The 26,413-nt window shown below is 42.9% G+C and carries 26 protein-coding genes, 2 tRNA genes, 3 rRNA genes and 1 pseudogene; 20 read left to right on the plus strand and 12 right to left on the minus strand.

The genetic code is table 11. The features are described 5' to 3' along the window. The first annotated feature begins 64 nt into the window (after nt 1–64). A complete protein-coding gene (locus NSQ54_01095) occupies nt 65–1,120 on the plus strand; it encodes an Mrp/NBP35 family ATP-binding protein (GenBank protein WYP26750.1) in 1,056 nt (351 codons plus the stop codon). Between the two features lie 43 nt (nt 1,121–1,163). Here NSQ54_01095 and gerD read toward each other — a convergent pair whose 3' ends face one another. Then, entirely contained in the window at nt 1,164–1,739 is a 576-nt protein-coding gene (gene gerD, locus NSQ54_01100) for a spore germination lipoprotein GerD (GenBank protein WYP28471.1), read from the minus strand. Nucleotides 1,740–1,890: 151 nt separating this feature from the next. Between gerD and NSQ54_01105 the strand changes: the two genes are divergently transcribed. Continuing rightward, the gene (locus NSQ54_01105) at nt 1,891–2,487 is read left to right on the plus strand and encodes a KinB-signaling pathway activation protein (protein WYP26751.1); all 597 of its coding nucleotides are present in this window, start codon (nt 1,891–1,893) and stop codon (nt 2,485–2,487) included. A gap of 56 nt (nt 2,488–2,543) precedes the next feature. Here the strand turns inward: NSQ54_01105 and pdaB are convergent, their stop codons facing one another. Continuing rightward, on the minus strand, nt 2,544–3,305 hold the full coding sequence (gene pdaB, locus NSQ54_01110; protein ID WYP26752.1) for a polysaccharide deacetylase family sporulation protein PdaB: 762 nt from the start codon (nt 3,303–3,305) through the stop codon (nt 2,544–2,546). A gap of 131 nt (nt 3,306–3,436) precedes the next feature. On the opposite strand from pdaB, the gene NSQ54_01115 reads away from it, so the two are divergent. From NSQ54_01115 to NSQ54_01145, 7 genes are all read left to right on the plus strand, one after another. Further along, a complete protein-coding gene (locus tag NSQ54_01115; GenBank protein ID WYP28472.1) occupies nt 3,437–3,658 on the plus strand; it encodes a hypothetical protein in 222 nt (73 codons plus the stop codon). A gap of 318 nt (nt 3,659–3,976) precedes the next feature. Then, a 16S ribosomal RNA gene (locus NSQ54_01120) occupies nt 3,977–5,528 on the plus strand. Between the two features lie 239 nt (nt 5,529–5,767). Further along, nucleotides 5,768–8,701: ribosomal RNA gene (locus tag NSQ54_01125) — 23S ribosomal RNA — on the plus strand. A gap of 94 nt (nt 8,702–8,795) precedes the next feature. Beyond that, a 5S ribosomal RNA gene (gene rrf / locus NSQ54_01130) occupies nt 8,796–8,911 on the plus strand. Together the 16S, 23S and 5S rRNA genes with 2 tRNA genes alongside form the textbook arrangement of a ribosomal RNA operon. A gap of 28 nt (nt 8,912–8,939) precedes the next feature. Next, nucleotides 8,940–9,014 (plus strand) — tRNA-Asn (locus tag NSQ54_01135). A gap of 11 nt (nt 9,015–9,025) precedes the next feature. Beyond that, nucleotides 9,026–9,098 (plus strand) — tRNA-Thr (locus tag NSQ54_01140). 206 nt (nt 9,099–9,304) lie between these two features. Then, the gene (locus NSQ54_01145) at nt 9,305–9,916 is read left to right on the plus strand and encodes a CPBP family intramembrane glutamic endopeptidase (GenBank protein ID WYP26753.1); all 612 of its coding nucleotides are present in this window, start codon (nt 9,305–9,307) and stop codon (nt 9,914–9,916) included. Nucleotides 9,917–9,989: 73 nt separating this feature from the next. Here the strand turns inward: NSQ54_01145 and NSQ54_01150 are convergent, their stop codons facing one another. The 3 genes from NSQ54_01150 to NSQ54_01160 all read right to left on the minus strand — a co-directional run bounded on the left by NSQ54_01150 (nt 9,990) and on the right by NSQ54_01160 (nt 11,408). Then, the gene (locus NSQ54_01150) at nt 9,990–10,259 is read right to left on the minus strand and encodes a DUF3986 family protein (protein ID WYP26754.1); all 270 of its coding nucleotides are present in this window, start codon (nt 10,257–10,259) and stop codon (nt 9,990–9,992) included. Nucleotides 10,260–10,363: 104 nt separating this feature from the next. After that, a complete protein-coding gene (locus tag NSQ54_01155) occupies nt 10,364–11,086 on the minus strand; it encodes a DUF2812 domain-containing protein (protein WYP26755.1) in 723 nt (240 codons plus the stop codon). After that, nucleotides 11,073–11,408 carry a PadR family transcriptional regulator gene (locus tag NSQ54_01160; GenBank protein WYP26756.1) on the minus strand — a complete coding sequence of 112 codons (336 nt, stop codon included), beginning with the start codon at nt 11,406–11,408 and terminating at the stop codon, nt 11,073–11,075. The genes NSQ54_01155 and NSQ54_01160 overlap by 14 nt, the downstream gene beginning before the upstream one ends. A gap of 164 nt (nt 11,409–11,572) precedes the next feature. Between NSQ54_01160 and NSQ54_01165 the strand changes: the two genes are divergently transcribed. From NSQ54_01165 to NSQ54_01190, 6 genes are all read left to right on the plus strand, one after another. Next, nucleotides 11,573–12,922, plus strand: a complete 1,350-nt coding sequence (locus tag NSQ54_01165; GenBank protein WYP26757.1) for a hypothetical protein — start codon at nt 11,573–11,575, stop codon at nt 12,920–12,922. A gap of 103 nt (nt 12,923–13,025) precedes the next feature. Then, complete coding sequence (locus tag NSQ54_01170) at nt 13,026–13,148, plus strand: hypothetical protein (protein ID WYP26758.1); 123 nt, start codon at nt 13,026–13,028, stop codon at nt 13,146–13,148. A gap of 27 nt (nt 13,149–13,175) precedes the next feature. Continuing rightward, a complete protein-coding gene (locus NSQ54_01175; protein WYP26759.1) occupies nt 13,176–14,033 on the plus strand; it encodes a hypothetical protein in 858 nt (285 codons plus the stop codon). A 22-nt stretch (nt 14,034–14,055) separates the two neighbouring features. Continuing rightward, a complete protein-coding gene (locus NSQ54_01180; protein WYP26760.1) occupies nt 14,056–14,427 on the plus strand; it encodes an iron chaperone in 372 nt (123 codons plus the stop codon). Between the two features lie 295 nt (nt 14,428–14,722). Next, on the plus strand, nt 14,723–15,256 hold the full coding sequence (locus NSQ54_01185) for an RNA polymerase sigma factor (protein WYP26761.1): 534 nt from the start codon (nt 14,723–14,725) through the stop codon (nt 15,254–15,256). After that, the gene (locus tag NSQ54_01190) at nt 15,249–16,622 is read left to right on the plus strand and encodes a hypothetical protein (GenBank protein ID WYP26762.1); all 1,374 of its coding nucleotides are present in this window, start codon (nt 15,249–15,251) and stop codon (nt 16,620–16,622) included. The genes NSQ54_01185 and NSQ54_01190 overlap by 8 nt, the downstream gene beginning before the upstream one ends. 42 nt (nt 16,623–16,664) lie before the next feature. On the opposite strand, the gene NSQ54_01195 is transcribed toward NSQ54_01190, so the two are convergent. Further along, nucleotides 16,665–17,054: a RidA family protein gene (locus NSQ54_01195; protein WYP26763.1), complete on the minus strand. Its 390-nt coding sequence runs from the start codon at nt 17,052–17,054 to the stop codon at nt 16,665–16,667. A 90-nt stretch (nt 17,055–17,144) separates the two neighbouring features. Between NSQ54_01195 and NSQ54_01200 the strand changes: the two genes are divergently transcribed. Continuing rightward, the gene (locus tag NSQ54_01200; protein WYP26764.1) at nt 17,145–17,291 is read left to right on the plus strand and encodes a hypothetical protein; all 147 of its coding nucleotides are present in this window, start codon (nt 17,145–17,147) and stop codon (nt 17,289–17,291) included. A gap of 15 nt (nt 17,292–17,306) precedes the next feature. After that, nucleotides 17,307–18,089: an MBL fold metallo-hydrolase gene (locus NSQ54_01205; protein WYP26765.1), complete on the plus strand. Its 783-nt coding sequence runs from the start codon at nt 17,307–17,309 to the stop codon at nt 18,087–18,089. A 17-nt stretch (nt 18,090–18,106) separates the two neighbouring features. On the opposite strand, the gene NSQ54_01210 is transcribed toward NSQ54_01205, so the two are convergent. Next, nucleotides 18,107–18,697, minus strand: a complete 591-nt coding sequence (locus tag NSQ54_01210; GenBank protein ID WYP26766.1) for a hypothetical protein — start codon at nt 18,695–18,697, stop codon at nt 18,107–18,109. Between the two features lie 45 nt (nt 18,698–18,742). Between NSQ54_01210 and NSQ54_01215 the strand changes: the two genes are divergently transcribed. Beyond that, nucleotides 18,743–19,228, plus strand: a complete 486-nt coding sequence (locus NSQ54_01215; protein ID WYP26767.1) for a hypothetical protein — start codon at nt 18,743–18,745, stop codon at nt 19,226–19,228. 212 nt (nt 19,229–19,440) lie between these two features. Here NSQ54_01215 and NSQ54_01220 read toward each other — a convergent pair whose 3' ends face one another. Both NSQ54_01220 and NSQ54_01225 read right to left on the minus strand, forming a co-directional pair. Then, nucleotides 19,441–19,968: an aldehyde dehydrogenase family protein gene (locus NSQ54_01220; protein ID WYP26768.1), complete on the minus strand. Its 528-nt coding sequence runs from the start codon at nt 19,966–19,968 to the stop codon at nt 19,441–19,443. Between the two features lie 18 nt (nt 19,969–19,986). After that, the gene (locus tag NSQ54_01225; protein WYP26769.1) at nt 19,987–20,844 is read right to left on the minus strand and encodes a LysR substrate-binding domain-containing protein; all 858 of its coding nucleotides are present in this window, start codon (nt 20,842–20,844) and stop codon (nt 19,987–19,989) included. A 109-nt stretch (nt 20,845–20,953) separates the two neighbouring features. Between NSQ54_01225 and NSQ54_01230 the strand changes: the two genes are divergently transcribed. Next, on the plus strand, nt 20,954–21,940 hold the full coding sequence (locus NSQ54_01230; GenBank protein ID WYP26770.1) for a putative sulfate exporter family transporter: 987 nt from the start codon (nt 20,954–20,956) through the stop codon (nt 21,938–21,940). 69 nt (nt 21,941–22,009) lie between these two features. Then, nucleotides 22,010–22,147 carry a hypothetical protein gene (locus NSQ54_01235; GenBank protein ID WYP26771.1) on the plus strand — a complete coding sequence of 46 codons (138 nt, stop codon included), beginning with the start codon at nt 22,010–22,012 and terminating at the stop codon, nt 22,145–22,147. 345 nt (nt 22,148–22,492) lie between these two features. On the opposite strand, the pseudogene NSQ54_01240 reads toward NSQ54_01235, so the two are convergent. From NSQ54_01240 to NSQ54_01250, 3 genes and pseudogenes are all read right to left on the minus strand, one after another. Then, nucleotides 22,493–23,179 (minus strand): annotated as a pseudogene (locus NSQ54_01240) (HAD hydrolase-like protein). A 68-nt stretch (nt 23,180–23,247) separates the two neighbouring features. After that, nucleotides 23,248–24,747: a glycosyltransferase family 2 protein gene (locus tag NSQ54_01245; protein WYP26772.1), complete on the minus strand. Its 1,500-nt coding sequence runs from the start codon at nt 24,745–24,747 to the stop codon at nt 23,248–23,250. Between the two features lie 157 nt (nt 24,748–24,904). Next, nucleotides 24,905–26,341, minus strand: coding sequence for a glycoside hydrolase family 1 protein (locus NSQ54_01250; protein WYP26773.1), 1,437 nt, complete (start codon nt 26,339–26,341; stop codon nt 24,905–24,907). Nucleotides 26,342–26,413 lie beyond the last annotated feature (72 nt).

The following is a 26,413-nucleotide window of genomic DNA, read 5'->3' on the forward strand; positions in this document are numbered from 1 at the left end:
TAAGCCACTTTGGCTTCTATGCTATACTGTGTCTAGAGACAGGTATTAGGAGAGGGGATCAATCATGTTAACAGAATCAGCAATTATGGAAGCGCTAAACCGCGTGAGAGATCGCGATCTGAATAAAAGCATTGTTGAAACAGGCGGCGTTAAAGAAGTCACGATAAAAGAAAACAATGTCAGTTTGAAAATTGCCTTAGCTCGAACAGGAACATCGGACCAGATGGAGATCCAACAGGAGGTTGTCGGAATCCTAAAAGGAGAGGGCGCAGATTCTGTTGGCTTGCGATTTACTGAACTAACGGAAGAGGAAATCCAGGCACAGGGAGGATTTGGTGAAGAGGCGTTTGAAGGTCCAGCTTTGCTTTCACCTGATAGTAAAACGACGTTTATCTCCGTAACAAGTGGAAAAGGCGGAGTTGGAAAATCAACCGTTTCTGTTAACCTAGCAGTATCCCTTACTCGTCTAGGGAAGAAAGTCGGCATTATTGATGCGGATATCTATGGCTTTAGTGTACCTGACATGATGGGAATTGAAGAGCGTCCCGTTGTACATAACGAACGTATTTTCCCAGTTGAACGATTTGGCGTAAAAGTCATTTCAATGGGATTCTTTGTAGAAGATAATGCACCAGTCATTTGGCGTGGACCAATGCTTGGGAAGATGATCAACCAATTCTTTAGCGAGGTTGAATGGGGAGAACTTGATTATTTAATCATGGACTTACCACCAGGTACAGGGGACGTGGCTCTTGACTTGCATACAATGATTCCTCAATCAAAAGAAATTCTTGTCACGACTCCTCATGCAACAGCTGCGTTTGTTGCAGCCCGTGCTGGGACGATGGCGATTAAAACAAATCATCAAATTTTTGGTGTCGTTGAAAATATGGCTTATTTTGAAAGCCAGACTACAGGTGAAAGAGAATATGTCTTTGGCCGTGGTGGAGGAACAAGACTTGCTGAAGAACTAAAAACTGAGGTTCTCGGCCATGTACCGCTTGGACAACCGGACATTGATGAAAACGACTTTGCTCCATCAATCTATGGACCGGAGCATCCAATTGGAATTATCTATACTGAGATTGCTAAAAAGGTGTTAGACAAGCCCCTTCGTTAATAGAAAAAGCAACAAAATCTAATGTGATTTTGTTGCTTTTTTATTATCCTTTTTCTCCGCCTTCTTTTTCGGACGCTTTGTTTTCCTCGGCTATCTTTTTAAGCATTTCATTTAGTTTTTCTTGATAATAAGGGCTTTCAAAATTTTCCTGCATAATGGTATTTAATTGCTCGCGATATTCCTTTGTTTTCATTAATTCTAAAGCTGCTTTTTCCATTTCAGGATCCTTTAATACATCAATCAGCATCGCTTGATATTCAGGATCTTTCATCAGAGCTTTAAGCATCTTTTCATTTTCCTGCTGCATGCTTTGGGCGAAGGTTTTAGCAAATTCGGGATCCTTTAAAATCTCCTGCCAATACTTCTTACCTTCTTCTGAAGTTAACGTATCCTGGATCGTTTTTTTGACCATGTCCTGATCCATGACAAATTCTTCGCGCATATCTTCTTCCGTCATTAGCTCGTGGATCGCTTCTTTTCCTTCATCGGTTTTAAGCATATCCACCATCATTTTCTTTGTTCCATCATAGCTCGGTTGTGATCCCTCACTATTTTGTTGAGCGCAACCAGAAAAAAGTAGAAGGATACCAAGTCCAAGCGCCATGTATCGTAATTTCATCACACATATCTCTCCCTTTTAGGATCTACTATGCTTAATGTGAGAAAAAACAAAAAAGATTATGCATTGGTTACGGATTAGATATGGAAACATTCAAAGGTCGTTGGTACAATTAAAGAAGAGGAGCAACATAGACATTGGGGGATATCGTGTGAATAGCCGTAAAGTCGTTTTTTTATTTTGGAGTACACTGCTAGTTGGAAGTTTAACCGGGGGTGTGGTAGGTAGTATATTAAACGCCGATCGTTTAACCGGCGGGGGATTTGCGAACTTCTTCTGGGGCGCGGTTTGGGCCATTGGGATTAGTGCAGCGTTTAGCTTAATCGCACAAATGGGATTCTTTGCGTATTTAACCTTACATAGGTTTGGTCTCGGCATTTTTAAATCTGTCCGTTTATGGAACCGGATTCAAATGGTCATTATTGCGTTTGTTGTCTTTGATTTATTTTACTTACGTTATGCAGCCTTTGCGGAAGCTGGAGAAAGCATATGGTCCTATATGATCATCCCAGTCTTACTTCTTCTATATGGAATGGTGATTGCTGCACTTAAAGCGAAGGCGACAAACCGTCAAGCGTTTATTCCTGCGCTATTTTTTATCGTTGTGGTCACAACCATTGAGTGGGTACCGGCACTTACGGCGAATGATCCAAAGTGGTTATGGATTTATTTCACACCACTTCTTGCAGCAAATACATGGCAATTGTTAATTTTGCACCGACTGACCGGCACGGATCAAAAGGCATAAAGTTTAATAAGAAAAGCCCGCATATCCAGTTAATAATGGAGAAGCGGGCTTTTGTATTATTCTACTTCTTCACTATCAGGCTCGGCACCAGTCATTAAAGATTCAACAGAGGAGAAGGTGAAGCCGTTGTTTCTTAACTCTTTAATAATCTCGGGAAGTGCATTCTCTGTTTGTTTTGCAGAGTCCGAAGCATGGAAGAGAATCACATCACCTGCTGTTGTTTCTTCTAACACATTCTTAATAATTTGATCTGTTCCAGGGTTTTGATAATCCTTAGAATCAACACTCCAATGAATAATGCTTAATCCTTGCTTGTCTGCAATACCTAAAACCTCTTGATTAAATGCTCCGTTTGGCGGACGAAGAAGAACCGGTCTCTCCTCAGCAAATTCCGTTAACACCTGCTGACCTCTCTGAATGTCCTGACTTACCTTTGTTGCATCCCACGTATCATAGCTTTTGTATTGGTAGCCATGATTCCCAATCGTATAGCCGCTCTCATGAATCTTGCTTGCGAGCTCCGGGTACCGTTCTGCCCAGGAAGCAGAGAGGAAGAAGGTTGCCTCGTCTACCTTTTCATTTTGGAGTGTCTCAAGTATAGGTAGTAATCGTTCCTCGCCCCAGCTCACATTAAATGTTAGAGCAACGTTCTTTTCATCTGTTTCTGATCTGTAAAAGGCTTGCGGTCCGCTATCGGTTGTAAAGACACTCATAGTGTGTCGTTCTAAATAAATCCAACCGGCTGCAAAAAAAGCAGCGACTAATATAATAGATAATGCCTTCCAATTCTTCGCCTGAATAACCCAGATTCCTTTCACCAACCTCGCTCCTTCTCATCGTTTATACTCAATTTATGCGGAGCGGGACAAGATATGAATAAAAAGCGAAGAAATAGAAAAGACTGAATGCTATTGTGTAAGAAGTTATGTCGATGGATGAGGTGCTGTTTATGCTGGGTGTTGTGTTGCAGAGTAAGGAAGCTCAAGAAGTTGAATACTTACTAAAAAGAGAGATGGAAGAAATTCTATTAGATCTATCAGATCCAAGGATCGATGACATCGTCAAACATGTGATGAGAGAAAAGTATCAGCTCATCTATGGTTTATATAAACGTTTTGTCTCACCAAAAGACCGTATTAAATATGCATTAGCCATTGCCGAACGAAAATAATATTATGTTTTTAAAATAATTTTTTGAAAAAACATTGACGGTTTTAATCGGACCGTGTTATATTCTTAACTACCGCCACTGAGACACACATTGTTGGCAAAAATATTTTAAAAAAAGATGTTGACTTTCAAAGTGAGTTGCGGTAAAGTATTAAAGGTCGCTACAAGCGATCATAAGTTCTTTGAAAACTGAACAAAAGCCAAGCGTACGAAGAGATACAAGATATCTCATAAGTATAAAAAAGTCGTAGTGTAAGCTACGCAATTGGAAAGTTGATGGTAACATCAACGCCAGCAGTTGAGCAATCAACTCACCACTTTTATGGAGAGTTTGATCCTGGCTCAGGACGAACGCTGGCGGCGTGCCTAATACATGCAAGTCGAGCGGACGTTTTTGAAGCTTGCTTCAAAAACGTTAGCGGCGGACGGGTGAGTAACACGTGGGCAACCTACCTTATCGACTGGGATAACTCCGGGAAACCGGGGCTAATACCGGATAACATCTAGCACCTCCTGGTGCTGGATTAAAAGAGGGCTTCTTGCTCTCACGATGAGATGGGCCCGCGGCGCATTAGCTAGTTGGAGAGGTAACGGCTCCCCAAGGCGACGATGCGTAGCCGACCTGAGAGGGTGATCGGCCACACTGGGACTGAGACACGGCCCAGACTCCTACGGGAGGCAGCAGTAGGGAATCTTCCGCAATGGACGAAAGTCTGACGGAGCAACGCCGCGTGAGTGATGAAGGGTTTCGGCTCGTAAAGCTCTGTTATGAGGGAAGAACACGTACCGTTCGAATAGGGCGGTACCTTGACGGTACCTCATCAGAAAGCCACGGCTAACTACGTGCCAGCAGCCGCGGTAATACGTAGGTGGCAAGCGTTGTCCGGAATTATTGGGCGTAAAGCGCGCGCAGGCGGCCTTTTAAGTCTGATGTGAAATCTTGCGGCTCAACCGCAAGCGGCCATTGGAAACTGGGAGGCTTGAGTACAGAAGAGGAGAGTGGAATTCCACGTGTAGCGGTGAAATGCGTAGATATGTGGAGGAACACCAGTGGCGAAGGCGACTCTCTGGTCTGTAACTGACGCTGAGGCGCGAAAGCGTGGGGAGCAAACAGGATTAGATACCCTGGTAGTCCACGCCGTAAACGATGAGTGCTAGGTGTTAGGGGTTTCGATGCCCGTAGTGCCGAAGTTAACACATTAAGCACTCCGCCTGGGGAGTACGGCCGCAAGGCTGAAACTCAAAGGAATTGACGGGGGCCCGCACAAGCAGTGGAGCATGTGGTTTAATTCGAAGCAACGCGAAGAACCTTACCAGGTCTTGACATCCTTTGACCACTCTGGAGACAGAGCTTCCCCTTCGGGGGCAAAGTGACAGGTGGTGCATGGTTGTCGTCAGCTCGTGTCGTGAGATGTTGGGTTAAGTCCCGCAACGAGCGCAACCCTTGACCTTAGTTGCCAGCATTTAGTTGGGCACTCTAAGGTGACTGCCGGTGACAAACCGGAGGAAGGTGGGGATGACGTCAAATCATCATGCCCCTTATGACCTGGGCTACACACGTGCTACAATGGATGGTACAAAGGGTTGCGAAGCCGCGAGGTGAAGCCAATCCCATAAAGCCATTCTCAGTTCGGATTGTAGGCTGCAACTCGCCTGCATGAAGCTGGAATTGCTAGTAATCGCGGATCAGCATGCCGCGGTGAATACGTTCCCGGGCCTTGTACACACCGCCCGTCACACCACGAGAGTTTGTAACACCCGAAGTCGGTGAGGTAACCTTTTGGAGCCAGCCGCCGAAGGTGGGACAGATGATTGGGGTGAAGTCGTAACAAGGTAGCCGTATCGGAAGGTGCGGCTGGATCACCTCCTTTCTAGGGAGTTTTACTTCTAGTCGATCACACAGTTTATCTGATGTGAATACGCTTTGGCTTTTGTTCGGTTTTGAATGAACTTATTCATTCAAACGAAGACCGACTTTCTGTCGGCATGGTTCTTTGAAAACTAAATCGTGCAATGCAAAACACACACAACGCAATCATCGTTAGATGAAAGCGAGTCTATATACACCATACTTGATGAATGACATCTTACGATGTTCTGAAATCAACTTGGTTAAGTTATGAAGGGCGCACGGTGAATGCCTTGGCACTAGGAGCCGAAGAAGGACGCGACGAACGGCGAAACGCCTCGGGGAGCTGTAAGTGAGCTTTGATCCGAGGATATCCGAATGGGGGAACCCACCATTTTTAATCGAATGGTACCCGTATCTGAATACATAGGATACGAGGAGGCAGACCCGGGGAACTGAAACATCTAAGTACCCGGAGGAAGAGAAAGAAAAATCGATTTCCTGAGTAGCGGCGAGCGAAACGGAAACAGCCCAAACCTGAAGGCTTGCCTTCAGGGGTTGTAGGACATTCCATTGGAGTTACAAAGAAACGGAGTAGGTGAAGCATCTGGAAAGATGCGTCAAAGAGGGTAACAACCCCGTAGCCGAAACTTCGTTTCCTCCGGAGTGTATCCTGAGTACGGCGGGACACGTGAAACCCCGTCGGAATCCGGGAGGACCATCTCCCAAGGCTAAATACTCCCTAGTGACCGATAGTGAACCAGTACCGTGAGGGAAAGGTGAAAAGCACCCCGGAAGGGGAGTGAAAGAGATCCTGAAACCGTGTGCCTACAACTAGTCAGAGCCCATTAACGGGTGATGGCGTGCCTTTTGTAGAATGAACCGGCGAGTTACGATGTCGTGCAAGGTTAAGCTGATGAGGCGGAGCCGTAGCGAAAGCGAGTCTGAATAGGGCGAATTGAGTACGCCGTCGTAGACCCGAAACCGAGTGATCTACCCATGTCCAGGGTGAAGTTCAGGTAACACTGAATGGAGGCCCGAACCCACGCATGTTGAAAAATGCGGGGATGAGGTGTGGGTAGGGGTGAAATGCCAATCGAACTCGGAAATAGCTGGTTCTCCCCGAAATAGCTTTAGGGCTAGCCTCGAGGGAAGAGTCTTGGAGGTAGAGCACTGATTGGACGAGGGGTCCCCACAGGATTACCGAATTCAGTCAAACTCCGAATGCCAAGTACTTATCCTCGGGAGTCAGACTGCGAGTGCTAAGATCCGTAGTCAAGAGGGAAACAGCCCAGACCATCAGCTAAGGTCCCAAAGTATACGTTAAGTGGCAAAGGATGTGGAGTTGCCCAGACAACCAGGATGTTGGCTTAGAAGCAGCCACCATTTAAAGAGTGCGTAATAGCTCACTGGTCGAGTGACTCTGCGCCGAAAATGTAACGGGGCTAAACGTATCACCGAAGCTATGGATGAACACCTTAGGTGTTCGTGGTAGGGGAGCGTTCCAAGGACAGCGAAGCTAGATCGTGAGGACTAGTGGAGTGCTTGGAAGTGAGAATGCCGGTATGAGTAGCGAAAAGAGGGGTGAGAATCCCCTCCGTCGAAAGCCCAAGGTTTCCTGAGGAAGGCTCGTCCGCTCAGGGTCAGTCGGGACCTAAGCCGAGGCTGAAAAGCGTAGGCGATGGACAACAGGTTGATATTCCTGTACCACCTCTCCACCGTTTGAGTAATGGGGGGACGCAGAAAGGTAGGGTGAGCGCGCTGATGGATATGCGCGTCTAAGCTGTTAGGCTGGAAAGTAGGCAAATCCGCTTTCCGTTCGGCTGAGCAGTGATAGCGAGGGAAATTTAGTACCGAAGTCCCTGATCCTCCGCTGCCTAGAAAAGCCTCTAGCGAGGTGGAAGGTGCCCGTACCGCAAACCGACACAGGTAGGCGAGAAGAGAATTCTAAGACGCGCGGGAGAACTCTCGTTAAGGAACTCGGCAAAATGACCCCGTAACTTCGGGAGAAGGGGTGCTCTATTAGGGTGCAAGCCCGAGAGAGCCGCAGTGAAAAGATCCAAGCGACTGTTTAGCAAAAACACAGGTCTCTGCGAAGCCGCAAGGCGAAGTATAGGGGCTGACACCTGCCCGGTGCTGGAAGGTTAAGAGGAGGGGTTATCCTTCGGGAGAAGCTCTGAATTGAAGCCCCAGTAAACGGCGGCCGTAACTATAACGGTCCTAAGGTAGCGAAATTCCTTGTCGGGTAAGTTCCGACCCGCACGAATGGTGTAACGATTTGGATACTGTCTCAACGAGAGACCCGGTGAAATTATAGTACCTGTGAAGATGCAGGTTACCCGCGACAGGACGGAAAGACCCCATGGAGCTTTACTGTAGCCTGATAGTGGATGTTGGTATCGTTTGTACAGGATAGGTAGGAGCCTTTGAAACCGGAGCGCCAGCTTCGGTGGAGGCATTGGTGGGATACTACCCTGACGGTGCTGACATTCTAACCTCGACCCGTGATCCGGGTCAGGGACATTGTCAGGTGGGCAGTTTGACTGGGGCGGTCGCCTCCTAAACAGTAACGGAGGCGCCCAAAGGTTCCCTCAGAATGGTTGGAAATCATTCGAAGAGTGCAAAGGCATAAGGGAGCTTGACTGCGAGACCTACAAGTCGAGCAGGGACGAAAGTCGGGCTTAGTGATCCGGCGGTGCCGAATGGAAGGGCCGTCGCTCAACGGATAAAAGCTACCCTGGGGATAACAGGCTTATCTCCCCCAAGAGTCCATATCGACGGGGAGGTTTGGCACCTCGATGTCGGCTCGTCGCATCCTGGGGCTGAAGTAGGTCCCAAGGGTTGGGCTGTTCGCCCATTAAAGCGGCACGCGAGCTGGGTTCAGAACGTCGTGAGACAGTTCGGTCCCTATCCGTCGCGGGCGCAGGAAATTTGAGAGGAGCTGTCCTTAGTACGAGAGGACCGGGATGGACACACCGCTGGTGTACCAGTTGTTCCGCCAGGAGCATCGCTGGGTAGCTACGTGTGGACGGGATAAGTGCTGAAAGCATCTAAGCATGAAGCCCCCCTCAAGATGAGATTTCCCATAGCGTAAGCTAGTAAGACCCCTTAGAGATGATGAGGTTGATAGGTCTGGAGTGGAAGTGTGGCGACACATGGAGCGGACAGATACTAATCGGTCGAGGACTTATCCAATTTGGTGTATGACTGTGTGAGCACGATTTAGTTTTGAAGGAATCATATTCTTTCAAGTAGACAACAAACACGTAAGTGGTTGGCAGTCTAATAGTCCGGTGGCAATAGCGAAGAGGTCACACCCGTTCCCATGCCGAACACGGCCGTTAAGCTCTTCTGCGTCAATGGTAGTTGGGGGCTTCCCCCTGCGAGAGTAGAACGTTGCCGGGCTTTTTTTTGTTTATACATACTTTATTATTCCACAGTAGCTCAGTGGTAGAGCAATCGGCTGTTAACCGATCGGTCGTAGGTTCGAGTCCTACCTGTGGAGCCAATATTTGCTTTGCTTCCATAGCTCAGCAGGTAGAGCACCACCATGGTAAGGTGGGGGTCAGCGGTTCGAATCCGCTTGGAAGCTTATATAGAAGTATTCCGCGTAAAGGTTTCTCCAATGATGGAGAAGCTTATTTTTTTGTTTTTATTGCTAGAATGATTAAATAAATTAATGACTAGAGTAATCAGAAAATCGTAATCAAAGTGACTTCAGTTAATAGCATACCATTATTTCATACTGTAAGATTGACCTAATACTCTTAGCTCAAGCACGTTTTAGGAGGTTAGGTCATGAACGGTTTAGCAACAAAAGTTGATAAAACTAAAACTAGTTGGATCCTACTAATGATCTGGAGTACCCTAACGATAAGTATCATCTATTGGTATGTTGGAAGCCCGCAAAGGTTTATAGAGTTGAGATTAGGTTATCATGAGGAGTTACTAGGAAATTTAATGGTTTGGCTTTTTACTCTAGCGATTATTCTTACGTATAGTTTATACACTGTCTATGCTATACCATTTATAAAAAGTCACCTCTTTACGTTTAATTGGTTGAAAATTATCGGTATTTGGGCTGCGTTCGCAACAGGTATAGTAGAAGAAGTACTATTTCGCCAAGTATTAATGGACTATCTTTACACTTTGAATGTATCGAGTGTTGCTCAAATAATCCTTTCTGGGCTAGCCTTTGGTCTAGCTCATGGTGCGTGGGGGTTACTAAGGGGAGAAGTAAAAGTTGTTTTTCCTGTTATAGTTTCAACTACTATTTTAGGATGTTTACTAGCTGCACTCTATATCTTTTCAGGAAGAAGTACATTAGCTCCAATCGTTGCACATGTGGTTATAAATATGATTATAGAACCATGGCTTATGCTTTCTGCAGTTTCGGGGAAATGGAAATAGTCAATATAATACCAAAAAAGGTGCACCTACTATATGGGAGCACCTTTTTAAAATAAGCCAGAAAAGCTTCTAATTATATGATTTTGATTAAAAATTGATAAAATAAGTTAGCTCCCTTTTCGTGAGTCAGTTCCTTTTCTGATATGGAGTACATTCCTACCAAATAACCAAAACTCTCTACAAATGGGTATACACGTGTATCCGGTATCTTGACCTCATATTCCTTATCATTATAAAAAAGGCACCAAATATCTTTGTCTAAAGCTTTTAACAAGATTCCCTCGATATCATGGTTGTTCTCGTAATATCCTACATGCATATGCTTGGTTTCATCAAAAAGCATAGTATAACGTTCCTCCTAGCGCTACTAAACAATGTACAAATGTAGTAGAGTACAGAAATTAAGAGCCTTATCTAAGAAATGAAGGCTCTAGTTTAAGTAATCTATCATGCTTTATTTACTCTAATCTCTATAACCTTTATTACTATATAAACAATTAAGAATCCACCTGCAGCGCCAACTACCATGCGAGAAATTGTTAGAAGCCCATCATGAACATGATTAGAAATCAGAAAGACAATCGTCAAATAAATTAAGAGAAGAAGGTATGGGATAACTTTAGCGATGAGGATTAATCCTTTCTTACCTTCAACGCCCCATTTGTTTTTATAAATAGTTAAAACCGTCCAGGCTGCAGGTACTGACACAACAGTCAACGGTACGATCGCAACTGCAAGTATGTTCCTTAGCATACCTGTACTAAAAGTAATTCCCACCCATGAGAAAATAGTTAACAAAAGGGTTATAATAGTTATTGGTAACAGAGATTTCCCCAAGTTATGATGCTTTTCCGCAATCGTCCCCATATCTGTATAGATAGGCTTTGTACCTGGAGCAGCACGGAAAAAATGCATACCCTGACTAGACAAAACATGTGTCCAGCCTGCTTCCGTAAACAAGTTAAGATATTCATCCTTCTCTTCATCTGCCAGTTCCCGGTAATCAATATTGTAAATATACTCAGCTGGTTCACCTTTCTTAAGCGTATAGCCCATAAAAGCAAACTTTTCAAGATGCCAGCCTTCTTTTGATTTAAGTTGCAGCTTCTTCATATCTGTTTCTTCTCCAAAGGCCAAACCTTCAGACATGATATATTTAGTTGTTTTCATCTTCTCCAGCCTCCTTGAGTTTAAGTCCTGCTTCTGCTAGGTGAATCATCTTTTTGCGTAGCTTGACATCTTCTTCTAAAACGATTCTTCCTTTTTGAGTGAGTAAATATGTTTTTCTTCTAGAGTCTGTCGCATCATGTAAGTAAATCCACTCATTTTTAAGTAGTTTCTTGATGATGGTGTACATGGATGCGGGGCCGATGGTTAGAATCCCATCCGTTGTTTCTTCAATTAGGTTCATGATGGCATACCCGTGCCGTGGCTTTGTTAAAGCAGCCATAATGTAAAACATAGAGTCAGTTAGTTGTTCGTTTTGTTTCATTTTTATCACCGGTTTCTGTTTTATATCGTAATGTGATATATCTAAATATAATATATCTTTTTATGATATATAAGTCAACTCTAATTTATCCTCACAACTCATGTTTCTAATCCCATCATAAGGGAATGGATTCCTAAATAACTCAAAAAAAGGAGGGATTGTCTTTGAAGAGGTATATGAAGCTAAGTGCGTTCATTTCTGTTTCTGCTTTAACTGTGGCGTGTAACACAACAACAGACACAGATACTTCACCACAAAACGAGCCAACACAAAATGAATCACAGCAAGCAGAATCTGAAATCAATGAGGAAGATGAGGACTTAGAGCAAGCTCCAGAGAACGATACTGAATCTGATGAAGATAATACTGAAAACGTTGATTCAACAGAAGACGATGAAGCAGAGACAAGTAACGAAGAGCCAGTGGAAACAGAAGATCTTGCAGCTACAGAAGAAGATAACAATGACGATGAAGAATACACGGAAGAACAAGTGAGCGGCGGGTATCTAATCTATACAGAAGTTTTTGAAGGTCAGGATTTAGTCTATTCATTTGTACGAACCCCTGAAGATTTAAGTGTAGAGGAGAGATTTCATCAATCCTTAATGGAGAGCGATCAATCTCAACGAGAGCTGTTTTCAAATGTTTATGATTTTGAATTAGATGGAACGACGGTTAACCTTTATTACGATGAGAATGAAACATTAAGTATGGCATCTACAGAGTCGGCGATATTTTGGAGCATGCTTGATGAGATTGGCTTTAGATTTGGTGTAGAAGAAGCGAACTTATTTAATCAAGATGGAGAAAGAGGACTACAGTTTGCTGAAAACGAGTGGAATGAACCGATTGACATAGAGAATAAGCCAAACCGAGGATATTACGTTCTAACAGAAGAGACCACAGATGATGGCGAACCTCTTTATATTAGTGGTGCCTTAGCCGGGGAGGAGATGAATGATCCGAATGGTGAAGCATTTACTTTTGAACAAACGCTTGAAGCGATGACAACGGTAAATGAGAATGATGATGCGTATAAAACAGGGATATATGAAGGGCTAACCATTCAAGAGGCGGAGATAGAGGACGGTCTAGCAACGGTTCGATATGAAATCACGCGAGACGAACAGGCTCCCGAAGACGAACGAATTCAATTTGAACATGTGATTCAACTGGCTGCTCTTGACTTTCAAGTGAACGAACTACAGCTGATCAATGAAACCGATCGAGTGATCTCAACCTATCCTTTAAATGAATTGGCTGAGGCAAGTGATGAGAATGAAGGATCAGAGAATCAGTCAAAGATTGAAAAAGAAGACGTTTCCGGTTTGGTCTATGATTATATTAAAGAAAATGATGTGTTTGATACAGAAGAGATCGGTATGATGGTAGAAGAGCGAGAGGGAGAGGACCACTATGCTGTAGCTGTCGGTTCTTCAACTGAAGAGAAGTTCACCACGTATGCTTGGTATCAGGTTGATAAGGAAACAGGTGAGGTTGAAGAGAGGGAATGATTAAGTCTATAAGTAGAAGGTGCAGTCTTGATCATCAAGGCTGCATTGTTTTGTCAAAAAGCTAATTTCTCTATGGTACAATAAAAGAAAAGGAGTCGTTCAAATGTCTAAGGTAGACGCGACGTATAGTGAATTTAGCTGGGTGAATTTTAGCTTAGAGCTTTTGGTCATCCTTGTACTCATTGTTGCCATCCTTATTGTCTGGAAGACTGTTAAAAAAACGTAGAGATGCTGGATTGTTGAGGGGATTCGTATGTATTTTCCAAAGTTCTGGGCAAAATCAATAGTAAATGAAAGAGAAGCTTCAGGGACTCAGTTCTCCATCCCTGTATGGCGATGGTCTGATCATAGCTTGGATGATGCGCAGCAACTGGCAAATCAAGCGGCGGAGCTTTTACGAAGTCGCATTCGTTCTGGTGAGTATTTGTCGAACGAATATTACGGCGATCGACCTGTTCGAGAAGAAGTAATCTTTGAACAAAAAGATGAGCAAGAATCAGCGGAATTGGTCATTACGCGGAATGCGCAGGGTTGTTTGGTGTTGAACACGGCTCATGTGATGTTTGTGGACGTTGATATAGAAGAACCTAAACCGACGCTATTCAAACGCGTTCTCGGTTTGTTTTTTGAACCAACTGAAAAACCTGAAACGATTGAGGAAGCAGCCATTAAGCATATAAGAGGATGGGTTGAAGAACATTCAGAAAGAGGCGTACGTGTGTATCGAACCCGAGGGGGGCTGCGTTATTTAATCACGCATAAGATTTACACACCAGGAGATGCGGATTCAGATCGGTTATTGGAGCAATTGAACAGTGACCCGCAGTATCGAAAGCTGTGCTCTGCTCAAAAAAGCTTTCGAGCACGGCTGACTCCTAAGCCAAAGCGGATTGGACTGTATCAACCTCCCGTGCGGTTTCCCTACTTGAAGCAAGAAGAAAAAAAGCAGATGGATCAATGGGAGCAGAATTATAAAAACGCTTCTTCCAAGAGGCGAACGTGTGAGCATGTGGCCACATTTGGGAATCCAATCATTCATCCTAAGGTACAAGATGTAATCGAACTACACGATCAAATGACTGAATTACATAAAGATTTGCCACTGGCATAACAGATCAAGAAGGAGCGATTTTATGGACGTATTTGCAGAGTTTTTAGAGGGAATTGATAACCCGGACCATCGCGCGAGAACAGAAGAGGTATTAGCGTGGGTGCTTAAAACGTATCCGGAGCTTGCGCCAAAGATTGCATGGAACCAACCGATGTTCACGCATCATGAAACATTTATCATTGGATTTAGTGTAGCAAAGCAGCATTTGGCCGTTGCACCTGAAAAGGTTGTTATTGATCGCTTTTCTGATGAAATTAAAGAAGCTGGTTATGATCATACGGCTCAATTGGTTCGCATGAAGTGGAAGATGCCAACGGACTTTTCTCTCATTGGTAAGCTGATTGAGTTTAACATTCAAGACAAGGCTGAAGTGACAACATTTTGGCGTAAATAGTGAAGGGCGAAACGAGCAGATAGAGCTTGTTTCGCTTTTTTTGGTATGAGCTTCTTGCTTTTAGTGGACTTCTTCTTGGTGATGGGAGGACGGGACTTGGTGCAAGGGATTAGAGCTTGGTGGGATCTGCGTTTAGCTTGATTAAACCTGTCTTTTTCTTGTTAAGAAGTAGGTTGTTCTTACTAATCTGTAGATGTTTCTTGGTAAGCATTAAAAAATTAATCTAATTTTAAAATACGTGCCACTTTTTATGGTTTTCATTCGTCTATATAAGTGAAGGGAGAGTGAGACTTTTTTGGAAGATAAAGAATTGGTTAAACGGATGCTGAATGGAGACGAATTGGCCTTAGAGGCTTTACATAAACGCTATGCTCGTCAAATCTATCATTATATCTATACGGAGACGAGCAATTATGATGCGGCGGAAGAGATCCTCCAAGAGGTCTTTTACAAAGTGGCAACGAAGATCAGTCACTTTAAACAACGCTCATCATTTAAAACGTGGATCTACGTAATTACAAGACACGCTATTATTGATTATTATCGTAAACAGGAAACACAACTAAAGACCGTTCCATTACAGGAAGAGTTTATTGATTACCGTGGAGGAGTTGGACACGGAGAGCAATTATCAGAGCTACAGCATCTCATTAACCAGCTCCCTTTAAAGTATCGGCGCATTATGCATCTTAGGTACGTTGAAGAATTCTCGTTACTTGATACAGCAAGGATTACAGGGGTCTCAGTGATGTCAGTTAAGTCTACGCAAAAGCGTGCGAAAAAGATGCTGAAGACACAGCGGGATGAGGGGGTAGCGTATAATGGATAATCCCAAAGAGAAGAAATACATTGTCTTACCTCATAGTGCTTACACCAAAAGCTTAAAAGCATTCAAACAAGGCATGCAGGACGCCGAAGAACCAAAGCCTAAAAGCCGAGGCGCATATATCGCATCAAGCCTAGGAGCTGCTGCGTTACTAGGGTTCATTATTTTCACCGTCTTACCGATAACCGACAACCAAGAACAGCCGGCAGATGAAGAGAATCAGGTAGAGAAGGTAGAGGAAGTGAATGAAGAGAAGGCTGTGGATTTTGATGAGATTGATGTGAATGAGGAATTGCTTTCTGAGGTGGTGGAGCGACCGGACTATGAGCTAGGTGATGTTGGTGGAGGGGGAGATAAACAGTTTCATCATGATGAACTCCAAGTATTTGTACCGGATGATTGGGAGATGAGTAGAAGCGATGACGGTTTTGCTAACGGAACCAAAACGACTTTAACGGGATTTGGTGGAGTTCAGCAAACGATATTAATTTTTGAGAATGAAGCTTCCCAGGAAGAGGTTAATCAAGCGAGGGAAGAGTTGTTGTCAGATATTATGTATACAAAGGCGACAGAAGTTCCGATGGATTGGTTAAGATACTTATTTGAAGAAGAACAACAGCTAGGTATAGAGTTCCACTTTCTTAGTAGATATGATAATCGTTTTGCAATTGAATTAGATGATACAACTAAAATGTATACATTAATAAATGAAAATGATAGGCGTTTGTACGATTATGTTGAAGCTGATTTATTTGGGAAGAAGCTCATACTATTAACGGATATTAATTCAACTCATTCAAGTAAACTTGCTTCGACCTATGTTACTTTGAGTGGTATTACTCCAAGTAACGCTTACGATATGGTAGCAGCTTATGGACCTTATGAGCAAAAGTACGGCAGGCGCTCATCGATCACAATCTTAACTGGAATGCCTACGTATGATTTCACAGAATTACTCCTTTACGAGCATGAACTAGGTTTTACAAGTTATCTAGAAGAGGGAACGGAAGTAGAGAAAATTGAGCGGAATGGATTCACGGAGTGGAAATTTGTTCATGAGAAGAATGGAAACAATAGTTACTATTCGTTTGGAAAGTTAGATCCATCTGTTTCAGTTGAAGATGCAAAGGAAACGTTAATAAATGGATATGAGTTTGATCCTCAATATGTTGAAGGGGCAAGTCATGTAAGCTTCTATCATATAATGCGACAAGGTCAGGATGACGAAATGCTAAGGACATTTGAACTCGTCCAGAAACAAGGCGACTGGTACTACATCTTCACGCAAGCGGATAATCGTGAGGGATTCTACTCTCCACAAATCGGCGCATTAGCCACCAAATTCCAACAAGAAATCATGTTCCACTAAACAAAAAAGGACGTTCTGCCACGTGCAGAGCGTTCTTTTTTGCTAGAGTTCTTTACACGCCCACGCATCAATCTCCACTTTAAACGGCGGTGCAGCGAGTGCGACTACATACAATAATGTGGTACATGGGAGATGTCCATCAAGAAAGTCATGAACAACCTGTCTCCGTTTGTCCGTTTCGAATTCTCCGACTAAATAAAAGACCAGTTTCGTTAGGTCTTTGATCTCCATCTCTGCTTCATCGAGATTCAGTTTAATGTTGTGGAGTGCTAGTTTTAGTTGCTCTATGGGATCTTCAGGAATTTCATTGTCTACACTCATCCCAAGCTGACCTGATAGGGTAAGCCACCGGTTCGGACCTGTGACTTCCATTTGATGAACGTAGGGGGCTACGGGTTGGTGGACGGTGTTAGGGTTTCTTGATGTTTTCATATGTGGACTCCATTCTGAATTTTATTTTGCAGGAATTTCCTCTCATATCTTGAATGGTACAATATATCAATTAATAAGGGAGTGCTTTCTATGCAGGATCGTATTTTAAACAACAACCGAGAGGAGTATGAACACCTTCTACTCCTTGTTACGATCTGTTCATTCTTTACATGTAAGAAAATTAAGAAACTTGAACGCTATAAAAAGAAACTAAAAGAACAGCTTCATATTACATAGAAACGGAGAGACATGATGCTAAATGATCCTTGGTTTACCGTTCAAGAGATTGACCCGTCCACATTTGCGATTAGCGAGTATGGTCATTGGGAGAAGGTTCACTCGTTTCTCCTTATAGGGGATAAGAGAGCTATGTTAATAGACACCGGGCTTGGTATTGATGATCTGTCAAGAGTGACCTCGCAGTTAACCAAGCTTCCGATCGATGTCTTAACGACACATGTACATGCAGACCATATCGGAAGCCACGGTCAATATGAGCGCATCTATGTTCATGAGGCTGATCAAGATTGGCTAGTCAACGGGATACAAGGACTTCCTCTAGAGCAAATACGAAAGGATATGAGTCGAGATATCACAGTTCCAACTCCTGATTCATTTGATCCTAAAACCTATCGACCGTTTCAAGGTGAGCCAACTGGTTTGTTGCGTGATGGTCAAGTGTTTGATGGTGGGGGCCGTGTGTTAACCGTATTACATACCCCTGGCCATTCACCGGGTCACCTCTCATTTTTTGAAAAGAAGAGTGGCTATTTGTTTACCGGTGATTTATTGTACGACACTACACCCGTGTATGCTCATTATCCATCAACGAGTCCCAGTGATCTTGCTGATTCCTTAGAGAAAATAGCAGCACTTGAAGGCGTTAGTAGAGTGTATGGAGCACATAATACATTAGGTCTTTCTCCTAAGATTCTAGATGAGGTCAGGGTTGCAGTTACATACTTGAGAGAGCATAACTTACTGCACTTTGGCACTGGGGTACACCAGTTTAATGGGTTTAGTGTTCAGTTCTAGGTTAAACAAACGTTTGATTAATAAGTTAGTTCAAATGTGGTGTCGGGTTTAAATCGCTTAGGCATATCTCTAAACTCCTTAAAGGTAAGTGTAAGTCCTGTTTCTTGATCAGGTAGAGCAGGGATAACGACAAAGCTTGTATTCATGTGTTCGCCCGAGCCACCGCCACCTCGCCACTGACATTCATAAGTCGTCTCGCCCCCTTTAATCACCAGTTCATAAAAGGGATGATCCTGAGAGTCAGAGTTATAGTCAGTTGCTAGATTAAGCACGCTGGCATTTTTATATTGTTTGATTAAAGTGATAGAGTGGAACACGCCTTTGCATTCCACTCCTTTTAGGACGGGTATATTTTTAAGGAAGCCTTTAGGCTCAACAATTGGTTTATGCTCGTCCTCATAAAATAGGTTGGAAAAAAAGCTATGTAAGAATGCCTCTTCAAATTGAAGGTCTTTTGCCCATTTTGTGAGAAGCGACTTGTGTGGAAAGCCTGGATTATTTTGTGTGCGTTGCTTTCGTTCAGAGAGGAGCTTTAGAATTTCTTGATCTAACTCTTGAATCGAGTCATCATAATAATCGGCAGGTGGTTTTAGTGAAACTTGGTACATGTAGGTTTTCCCCCAATATCTTTAAGTTAATGTAAGGAGTAAAAAATGAACGGATCACAGGCCATTATGTTTTATTTTACAATAACTAGCCCATCTAATGTATTAACGAATAAAAATCGAAGAGATGTCTCTGCGACCTTACGTGTAGAAGCGAATCTTTCCATATGGCATAAACAAAAGTTGTTTGTGAGAATTGAAGGACTCACCATTCTAGAATTTTATAAAAGCTTAATTGAATGGGGTAAGTTAGATCATAATGATAAGATTCAAGCATTTTACTATTTTTCCATTGACCATGATGAGAGTGAAGGTCCAATTCTTTCTCTCGTTCCTTACCGTGATAAGGTATTAATGCAATCTATCTGGAGTGTTCGAGAAGAACCTATTGATTTTGAACAAAAGGAAATTCTAAAGGCGTTTCTTTCATTAAAGCAAGATTTAAAGAAAGAGATTGAACATTACTTCAACATAGATCTTACGTCTTTTATAAATCATATCCCCTATCGAATTCACGAATCTACAAGTGGTTAAACGGATTGGCTCTAGATGCACTTTTTTAAGACAAGAATGGCTTGAAGTCATACTGGAACCTCGCTTTCATTGCTTTTTCTAAGACACATTCAATAAAATGATCACGTATTCCTGCCATTCTATTTATATTGCAAAAGAGAAAGTGTTGAAGGGAAGGACAAAAAAGACTAATGATCCAAAATGAATCATTAGCCTTAGTTTTTTATTCGTTCTTACAGCTTAAAAGAGATGAATTTCAACTCAGTCATTTCCTCTGTAGAATATTTAATTCCTTCTTTTCCAACTCCACTGTTTTTTACGCCGCCATATGGCATGTTGTCCACACGGAAGGAAGGAATGTCATTAATAATCACGCCTCCAACTTCTAACTCATCGGCTGCTTTAAAGGCAATGGATACTTCTTTTGTATAGATACCAGCTTGTAAACCATACTCTGAGTCATTGACTTTTGCGATCGCTTCATCAATATCACCATAAGGCTCAATTGTCACAATTGGACCAAATGCTTCTTGGCAGTTTACAGAAAGATCCTTGGTTGCACCTGTAATAACGGTTGGTTCAAATACAGTTCCTTGAACATTGCCGCCAATTTCGATGGTAGCTCCTCTTTCTTTCGCTTCTTGAATCCAAGATTTCAAGCGATCTGTTTCCTTTGGATTAATAAGTGCTGATATATCCGTATCTTCGCTCTTAGGATGACCCAGTGTTAGTGACTCAAAATGATTCTGCAATTGAATCATTCGTCATTTTCTCATTATTTAAAGATACCCCAACAATAACTCCAGATTCCTCCCCGGCACTGTGCCTTTCGTTACTACATAGGAAAAGGATCTCTCTTCCTGTAATCCTTCGATATCTACGGTTTGTAATGCCTGTTCTTTCAGTTCGGTTTGTATAGTAGCCTCTGATAGAAACGCATAGCCGAGATTGTTTTTGATGCTTTCCTTTATTCCATGAGTTGAACTAAAGATGATTGTGGAACCTAGTTGAATCTGGTTTGCAGCCACTAAGTGATCAAAGGAGGAACGGGTTCCGGAGCCTGCTTCTCGGATAACCCATGTCTTGTTCTGTAATTCTCCTAAGGTGTTCGGTTTATCTACATCTCCAGAGCATACAACGCGTAATCGGTCCTGTTGAAAAGGTGTGAGGGTTACTTCTTTTGAAGTAGTTTCCCCTTCGACAAAGCCTATGTCGACTTCAAAGGTCCTGACAGCATCAATGACAGAGTGTGAATTGCCCATAGTAATACTAATTTCGATCAACGGATGATCGTGACGTAGGCGAGCAATTAACTGGGGTAGTATGTACTCTCCAATTGTAAAGCTTGTCCCAATCCGTATATGTCCTTCTGCTTGATGCTGTTGTTGATAGAGAGATTCTTTTGTTTGCTCGTACAGAGCCTTTATCTTTAATGCTTGTTCATAGAACAAAGCACCCTCTACTGTGACATGCAGGGATTTAGTTGTTCGGTTAAAAAAGGTAGCCGAAAATTCCCTTTCTAGATTCCTGATATGAACGCTAACAGTGGGTTGTGAGAGCGACCGTCTTACGGCCGTCTTTGTAAAATTCTTTTCCTGAACAAGTGTAATAAAGGTCTCAAGCTCATCCATATGCATCGGATGCACCTCCTATTATTTATTTTTTTAATTAATATTATTATATATATTTATTTCACAAATAAAAAGAAGGGGAGTAAGCTTGAGGTAGACATCAGGAGGAGATTGTATGCATAGTAGAAACTTCTGGATTGGGTTAGGATTAACATTTGGTATTGCTGGAATCGCTTATTTCGTGGCACAGGTTCCTTATATAGAGATTGTGGGGCACTTGGTAATTGCGATTCTGATTGGCATCCTTTGGAGGGGAATTATCGGAATCAATCGCAATTATCTTCCGGGTGTGGAGTATGCGAGTACGAGGCTCCTTCGTTTGGGAATCATTTTACTCGGACTACGGTTAAATTTATTAGATATTTATGAAGCTGGTTTACCAGTCTTTTTTTATGCGATTGTGTTGTTGATTGCTACATTGGCGGTTGTTTACGGATTATGTCGTGCCTTTCGTGTGAATCAAACCTTAAGTATCTTAACTGCATGTGGAACGGCGATTTGTGGGGCAGCAGCGATACTGGCCATCGCCCCAATTGTCAAAGCAAAGGAACAGACCATAGGCGTAGCAGTAGCTGTGATAGCGCTACTCGGAACGGCGTTTACTCTTTTATATACTCTTTTGTATACGTGGCTCCCATTCTCAGATAATCTATTTGGCATCTTTGCTGGAGGGACCTTGCATGAAGTGGCTCATGTGGTTGCCGCATCATCAGTTGGTGGAGCAGATGCTGAGGATATGGGGATTGTAGTGAAGCTTACAAGAGTTGCATTGCTAGTACCCGTGGCGTTCGGAGTGATGACCTGGTTAAACAGAGGTGCAAAGCAAACCGGGTCTAAGAGCATTCCACCGATTCCGTGGTTCCTCTTTGGTTTTGTTGCGATGAGTGTGGTGAATACACTTGGAATCCTTCCCTCATCAATCATTGATTCGTGTATCTTTCTATCCTATCTCCTTCTTGCTATGGCAATGGCTGGACTTGGTCTGAAGATGGACGTAACGATTTTAAGAAAACAAGGAGGCAAGGTTCTTCTAGCTGGGTTCATGGGAACAATGATCTTGGTCCTTGCAGGTTTTGCGTTACTTACGTGGTTACCATTCTAATGTTTGGCTTAAGTGAGTGGGTGGTATAGAAGTGTAGGTAACAAAGAGAACCAATGGAGGTCATTTAAAATGGAAACGTTTCAAGTGCTTATGGGGGTAACGAGCTTAAGTGTCCTGTTAGCTGCCTATGCCGAAACGAATGAAGCAAAAGCTAAGTTGATTAAAGAGAGTGCAGCGAACAAACTTGCGCCAAGCAATAAGTCTTAATAGAAGAAAAGAGGGAAGGTGGATTAGATCCACTTTCCCTCTTTTTGATTTTTAAGTGATATAAAGTTCTTTTACAGGCCTCATCTAGGAGGGGTGAAGTAGGTTCGCTTCTTGGTAAATTCCTCACACTTCTTAAACTAACATTCATTCTCCTTATTAAAAGGGGGGCGAGCTTGATTAAATGTGACATCTAGCTTGGTTTTGTCTCTATTCTTCTGGGTAAAAGAGTATTTGTTCTTGGTATTAGATAAATGTTTCTTGGTAACGGCCTTGCTGCTTGCTAAATGGAGCCATGCGCTTGGTAAAAGGGCACGGCTCTTAGAGGAGTCCGCTCTATCTTAGTAATCACGCTTTTTGTCTTGGTAAATGGACTTCGACTAGCTCTTTTATCTCCAATAGGTCATTAATGACAAAGTCAGCTTGCGCCAGCTCGTCTGCTTGGGCAAAGTCAAAGTTACATCCAATTGATCGTAATCCATTGTCTTTGGCTGCGTTAATGTCCGATAGGCGATCGCCTACGACTACGGCTTGTTTGATGTGATAGGTTGTGAGGATTTTTTTGACGAGATCTCCTTTGTTCAGGGTGTCAATTTGTTGAATGCTGAAGGTTTCATCGATCCATTCATCTAGTTGATAATGCTGGACAATGGCGGCGAGATAATCAACTAATCCGTTACTTGCAATGTAAATGGAATAGTCAAGTTCCTTAAGGTAGAGGAAAAGCTTTTGGACATTAGGGTAGAGGGCGCCTTGCCCGTTATGTATGTTCGTGATGAGTGTGCTCAGAAAGTAAGCATCTGTTTGCTTGCGGATGGTTTCTGAGTGATTCGGTAATAAGGTTTCCCATACTTTTGGTAGGGGAACACCCATGATCTCACGGTAAGTATTAATTGGAGTTGGCCCGTCCCATTCGTCAATCGAGCGCAAATGGTCAAATGTGTCATCTAACGAGCGCTCGAGTATTTTGTCTGTTTGAAACAGGGTGCCGTCCATATCAAATATGACTGATGGGTTCATTTTCATCTCTCCTTCTTTTTACAATTCTTCTTCATTATAACGAACAAAACCACGCTCTTGTGAAAAAGAGCGTGGTCATATTTTTATGCTTTGTGTCGACTGCGTAGTGTCCAGATCTTGTAGACCATCACGGATGATGCGAAAATGGTCAGATAGGTGAGAACTAGCCAGCCGAAGCGAAGGTAGGGTTCGGTTAGTTCCTGGATCTGTGCACTTGTTAAGAATTCTCTGTAATGAATGGAAGCGAGTACAATACCTGCAATCATTAGAGTAAATAACCCAAGTCCTTGCCAGAGCTTACTTCTCGTTGTACCGTTTTCTGCTTGATACTGCTGGGCCCAGCCATCCTTTTTATATGGAGAAAGCTTATCGAGCCACACCTGGATAAAGGTTAGGAAGTTTACCCACAAGTAAATTTCGGTACTTATAATGAGGCCACCGAGGAACACATCTATGGGTCGACTCATGGGTGTTTTTAAGGCCAAAATTACGTTTAAAATGGAGGCGAGGGCAGCAGGAATAATCCAAAGCCAAGACCAGACGAATTGGTCAGTCGAGAGGGAGACGGTTAAGAGTAAGAAAAATAAGATACGGATAAAGAGATCAATAAACGTCTTCATCTGCGACCGCCACAGCATCCCGTAGTGTCTGGTTTTAATTTTAATATCTTTGTTTGTTAACAGGTCAACCGTGCCACCGCGCCATTTGTTTCGCTGCTGGCGGTACGTATGGTAGGATCTCATCGCATCCACAAAGCAACGTGCGTCAGGGCTGATTAAGGTTTTCCATTTTAATTTTTGAAGCTGCCATGTGAGGAGCATATCCTCTACATCGCTATCGTTTTGCCATGGCCCGTCCAGGTTATTTTCATCGACGATTTTTTGAAGGGCTTCTGGACGAAACAACGTCGCCTGTCCACCGAGTACATACGTACTGCCCCCTTGGTATTGGAGGTTAAGAATCCAACTCGCCATGTCTTGTTTCTGCTGATGTGTCCACCAGCGTTGAATGGCACCTCCATATAAACCGCTTTGGATCTTCTGTTCATAATATGGATCGTCCCGTGTAAGGGAGCTTTTCTTCAACGGCATCCTCATCGTGTACTTTGCCATCACGCCTCCGATGTTGCGGGCGCTCATAAGACCCTTCCATAAATGAATGAGCGCTTTAGGGGCGAGGCGACTATCCGCATCCATCCCAAGAATTGCTTTTACGGCAGGCTTGTACTTTTCTTGAAAAGGGGTTAATTTATTTTCGTATAACTCCATGATATCTCCATAGATGCTTTTCCAGGCAGTATTAAGTGCACCAACTTTTCGTTGTTTGTTTCCTTCTGTCTTTAAAACAATTACTCGTAAGTCTAACTCCTGACCGGCCTTTAAAGATTCTTCCTCGGTACGATCTGTACAATTGTCAGCAATAACAAAGACATCCAGCTCTACATTGGGAGGTAGTTCTTGATCGGCTAATCCTTCTAAGCAGTCACGGATGGAGAGTTCTTCGTTGTGAGCGGGTATAAAGGCAACAATTCTCGGTTTTACATAGACACGTTTTAATGCTGAAATATCAATCGCTGGATTCATCTTTTCCCTCCGAATAGACGTTAGAGCTGTTTTTTCATAGTCTATTCAGCAATCGGGACAAAAGAACTTAAAATAGGAGAAAAGAGGTGGGATTTGGGGATGCCAAAAGTCTGGAAACAAAAAAGAACACAACTCTAAACGAGTTGTGTCCGAAATCTTATAGTTCCTTACCATTTGTATCAATTACGTTCTTGTACCAATGAAACGATTTTTTCTTGCTTCTTTCAAATGAGCCCGAGCCGTCATCATGCTTGTCTACATAGATGAAGCCATAACGCTTGGACATTTCACCAGTCGATGCGCTGACAAGGTCGATACAACCCCAAGGCGTGTAACCCATTAGTTCTACGCCATCTTCAATGGCTTCGCCCATTGCAGCAATGTGGCTACGTAGGTAATCAATGCGGTAGTCATCGTTAATAGATCCGTCTTCTTCTACTTTATCATATGCACCTAGTCCGTTTTCAACAACGAACAGAGGTACCTGATAGCGATCATATAACTGGTTTAGTGCAATGCGTAGGCCTTCTGGGTCGATTTCCCAGCCCCAGTCACTTGCGCTAAGGAATGGATTTTTCACTCCACCAATTAAGTTTCCTTGACCTACTTCTTCTGGTGATTTTTCTTTTTTCTCTGTACGAGACATGTAGTAGCTTAGTGAAATGAAGTCTACTGTGCCTTCTTTAATGGTTTCAAGGTCGCCTTCTTGAATATCAAGAGAGATTCCGTTTTCTTTGAAGTAACGAGTAGCGAACGCAGGATATGCTCCGCGTACATGTACATCCCCACAATAGTTATTGAATACACGTTGTTCTTGTAGAGCGTGCATAATATTTTGCGGGTTACTATCAAAAGAGTACGTTGGAGCATAAACAAGCATGCAACCAACTTGGCTTTCAGGAATAATTTCGTGAGCTGCTTTAACAGCTAGAGCACTTGCTACAAACTGGTGATGTAGACCTTGGAAGCTATCCTGCAATCTTGTTTCTTCTGAATCAGGTGAGAAGCCAAGACCAAGTAACGGAATGTGTGTCGCACCGTTGATTTCATTAAACGTTAACCAGTACTTTACTTTGTTCTTATAACGATTGAACAACGTTGTTGCATAACGCTCGAAGAATCCGATCACTTCACGACTGCGCCATCCACCGTATTCTGTAATCAGGTAAAGTGGAATTTCGTAATGCGAAAGCGTGACAACTGGTTCAATGTCATATTTCTTTAACTCATCAAATACTCGGTCATAGAATGCAAGACCTTCTTCATTCGGCTCTGTTTCTGTTCCTTTCGGGAAGATACGGCTCCAAGCAATACTCATACGGTATGTTTTGAATCCCATCTCTGCGAAAAGAGCGATGTCTTCTTTGTAACGATGGTAGAAATCAATTCCTGTATGGTTTGGGTATACATATTTTTCGTGATCAATTTTAAAATCAAAGCCAGGATTTCCAATTACACCTAGGCGTACTTTTCCACCAGGCATAACATCTGCCAAGTTCATTCCTTTACCGCCCTCATCATAGGCACCTTCTAATTGGTTAGCAGCTGTTGCGCCACCCCACATAAAATTCTCAGGGAAAGAATACGTAGTCATAATAGCCTCCATTGTTTCGTGATTGGTTTAGTATTCGAATATCCATCTAAATGGATTCATACATTTATCTTA

The sequence above is a fragment of the Alkalihalobacillus sp. FSL W8-0930 genome (assembly GCA_037965595.1).
Lineage (GTDB): Bacteria > Bacillota > Bacilli > Bacillales > Bacillaceae_D > Alkalicoccobacillus.

What these genes read in the sequence shown, in the direction of transcription:
- NSQ54_01095 (WYP26750.1), top strand. Translation starts at nt 65, where the DNA reads ATGTTAACAGAATCAGCAATTATGGAAGCGCTAAACCGCGTGAGAGAT.
- gerD (WYP28471.1), bottom strand. Translation starts at nt 1,739, where the DNA reads ATGAAATTACGATACATGGCGCTTGGACTTGGTATCCTTCTACTTTTT.
- NSQ54_01115 (WYP28472.1), top strand. Translation starts at nt 3,437, where the DNA reads ATGCTGGGTGTTGTGTTGCAGAGTAAGGAAGCTCAAGAAGTTGAATAC.
- NSQ54_01145 (WYP26753.1), top strand. Translation starts at nt 9,305, where the DNA reads ATGAACGGTTTAGCAACAAAAGTTGATAAAACTAAAACTAGTTGGATC.
- NSQ54_01150 (WYP26754.1), bottom strand. Translation starts at nt 10,259, where the DNA reads ATGCTTTTTGATGAAACCAAGCATATGCATGTAGGATATTACGAGAAC.
- NSQ54_01155 (WYP26755.1), bottom strand. Translation starts at nt 11,086, where the DNA reads ATGAAAACAACTAAATATATCATGTCTGAAGGTTTGGCCTTTGGAGAA.
- NSQ54_01160 (WYP26756.1), bottom strand. Translation starts at nt 11,408, where the DNA reads ATGAAACAAAACGAACAACTAACTGACTCTATGTTTTACATTATGGCT.
- NSQ54_01170 (WYP26758.1), top strand. Translation starts at nt 13,026, where the DNA reads ATGTCTAAGGTAGACGCGACGTATAGTGAATTTAGCTGGGTGAATTTT.
- NSQ54_01175 (WYP26759.1), top strand. Translation starts at nt 13,176, where the DNA reads ATGTATTTTCCAAAGTTCTGGGCAAAATCAATAGTAAATGAAAGAGAA.
- NSQ54_01180 (WYP26760.1), top strand. Translation starts at nt 14,056, where the DNA reads ATGGACGTATTTGCAGAGTTTTTAGAGGGAATTGATAACCCGGACCAT.
- NSQ54_01190 (WYP26762.1), top strand. Translation starts at nt 15,249, where the DNA reads ATGGATAATCCCAAAGAGAAGAAATACATTGTCTTACCTCATAGTGCT.
- NSQ54_01195 (WYP26763.1), bottom strand. Translation starts at nt 17,054, where the DNA reads ATGAAAACATCAAGAAACCCTAACACCGTCCACCAACCCGTAGCCCCC.
- NSQ54_01200 (WYP26764.1), top strand. Translation starts at nt 17,145, where the DNA reads ATGCAGGATCGTATTTTAAACAACAACCGAGAGGAGTATGAACACCTT.
- NSQ54_01205 (WYP26765.1), top strand. Translation starts at nt 17,307, where the DNA reads ATGCTAAATGATCCTTGGTTTACCGTTCAAGAGATTGACCCGTCCACA.
- NSQ54_01210 (WYP26766.1), bottom strand. Translation starts at nt 18,697, where the DNA reads ATGTACCAAGTTTCACTAAAACCACCTGCCGATTATTATGATGACTCG.
- NSQ54_01215 (WYP26767.1), top strand. Translation starts at nt 18,743, where the DNA reads ATGAACGGATCACAGGCCATTATGTTTTATTTTACAATAACTAGCCCA.
- NSQ54_01220 (WYP26768.1), bottom strand. Translation starts at nt 19,968, where the DNA reads ATGATTCAATTGCAGAATCATTTTGAGTCACTAACACTGGGTCATCCT.
- NSQ54_01225 (WYP26769.1), bottom strand. Translation starts at nt 20,844, where the DNA reads ATGCATATGGATGAGCTTGAGACCTTTATTACACTTGTTCAGGAAAAG.
- NSQ54_01230 (WYP26770.1), top strand. Translation starts at nt 20,954, where the DNA reads ATGCATAGTAGAAACTTCTGGATTGGGTTAGGATTAACATTTGGTATT.
- NSQ54_01235 (WYP26771.1), top strand. Translation starts at nt 22,010, where the DNA reads ATGGAAACGTTTCAAGTGCTTATGGGGGTAACGAGCTTAAGTGTCCTG.
- NSQ54_01245 (WYP26772.1), bottom strand. Translation starts at nt 24,747, where the DNA reads ATGAATCCAGCGATTGATATTTCAGCATTAAAACGTGTCTATGTAAAA.
- NSQ54_01250 (WYP26773.1), bottom strand. Translation starts at nt 26,341, where the DNA reads ATGACTACGTATTCTTTCCCTGAGAATTTTATGTGGGGTGGCGCAACA.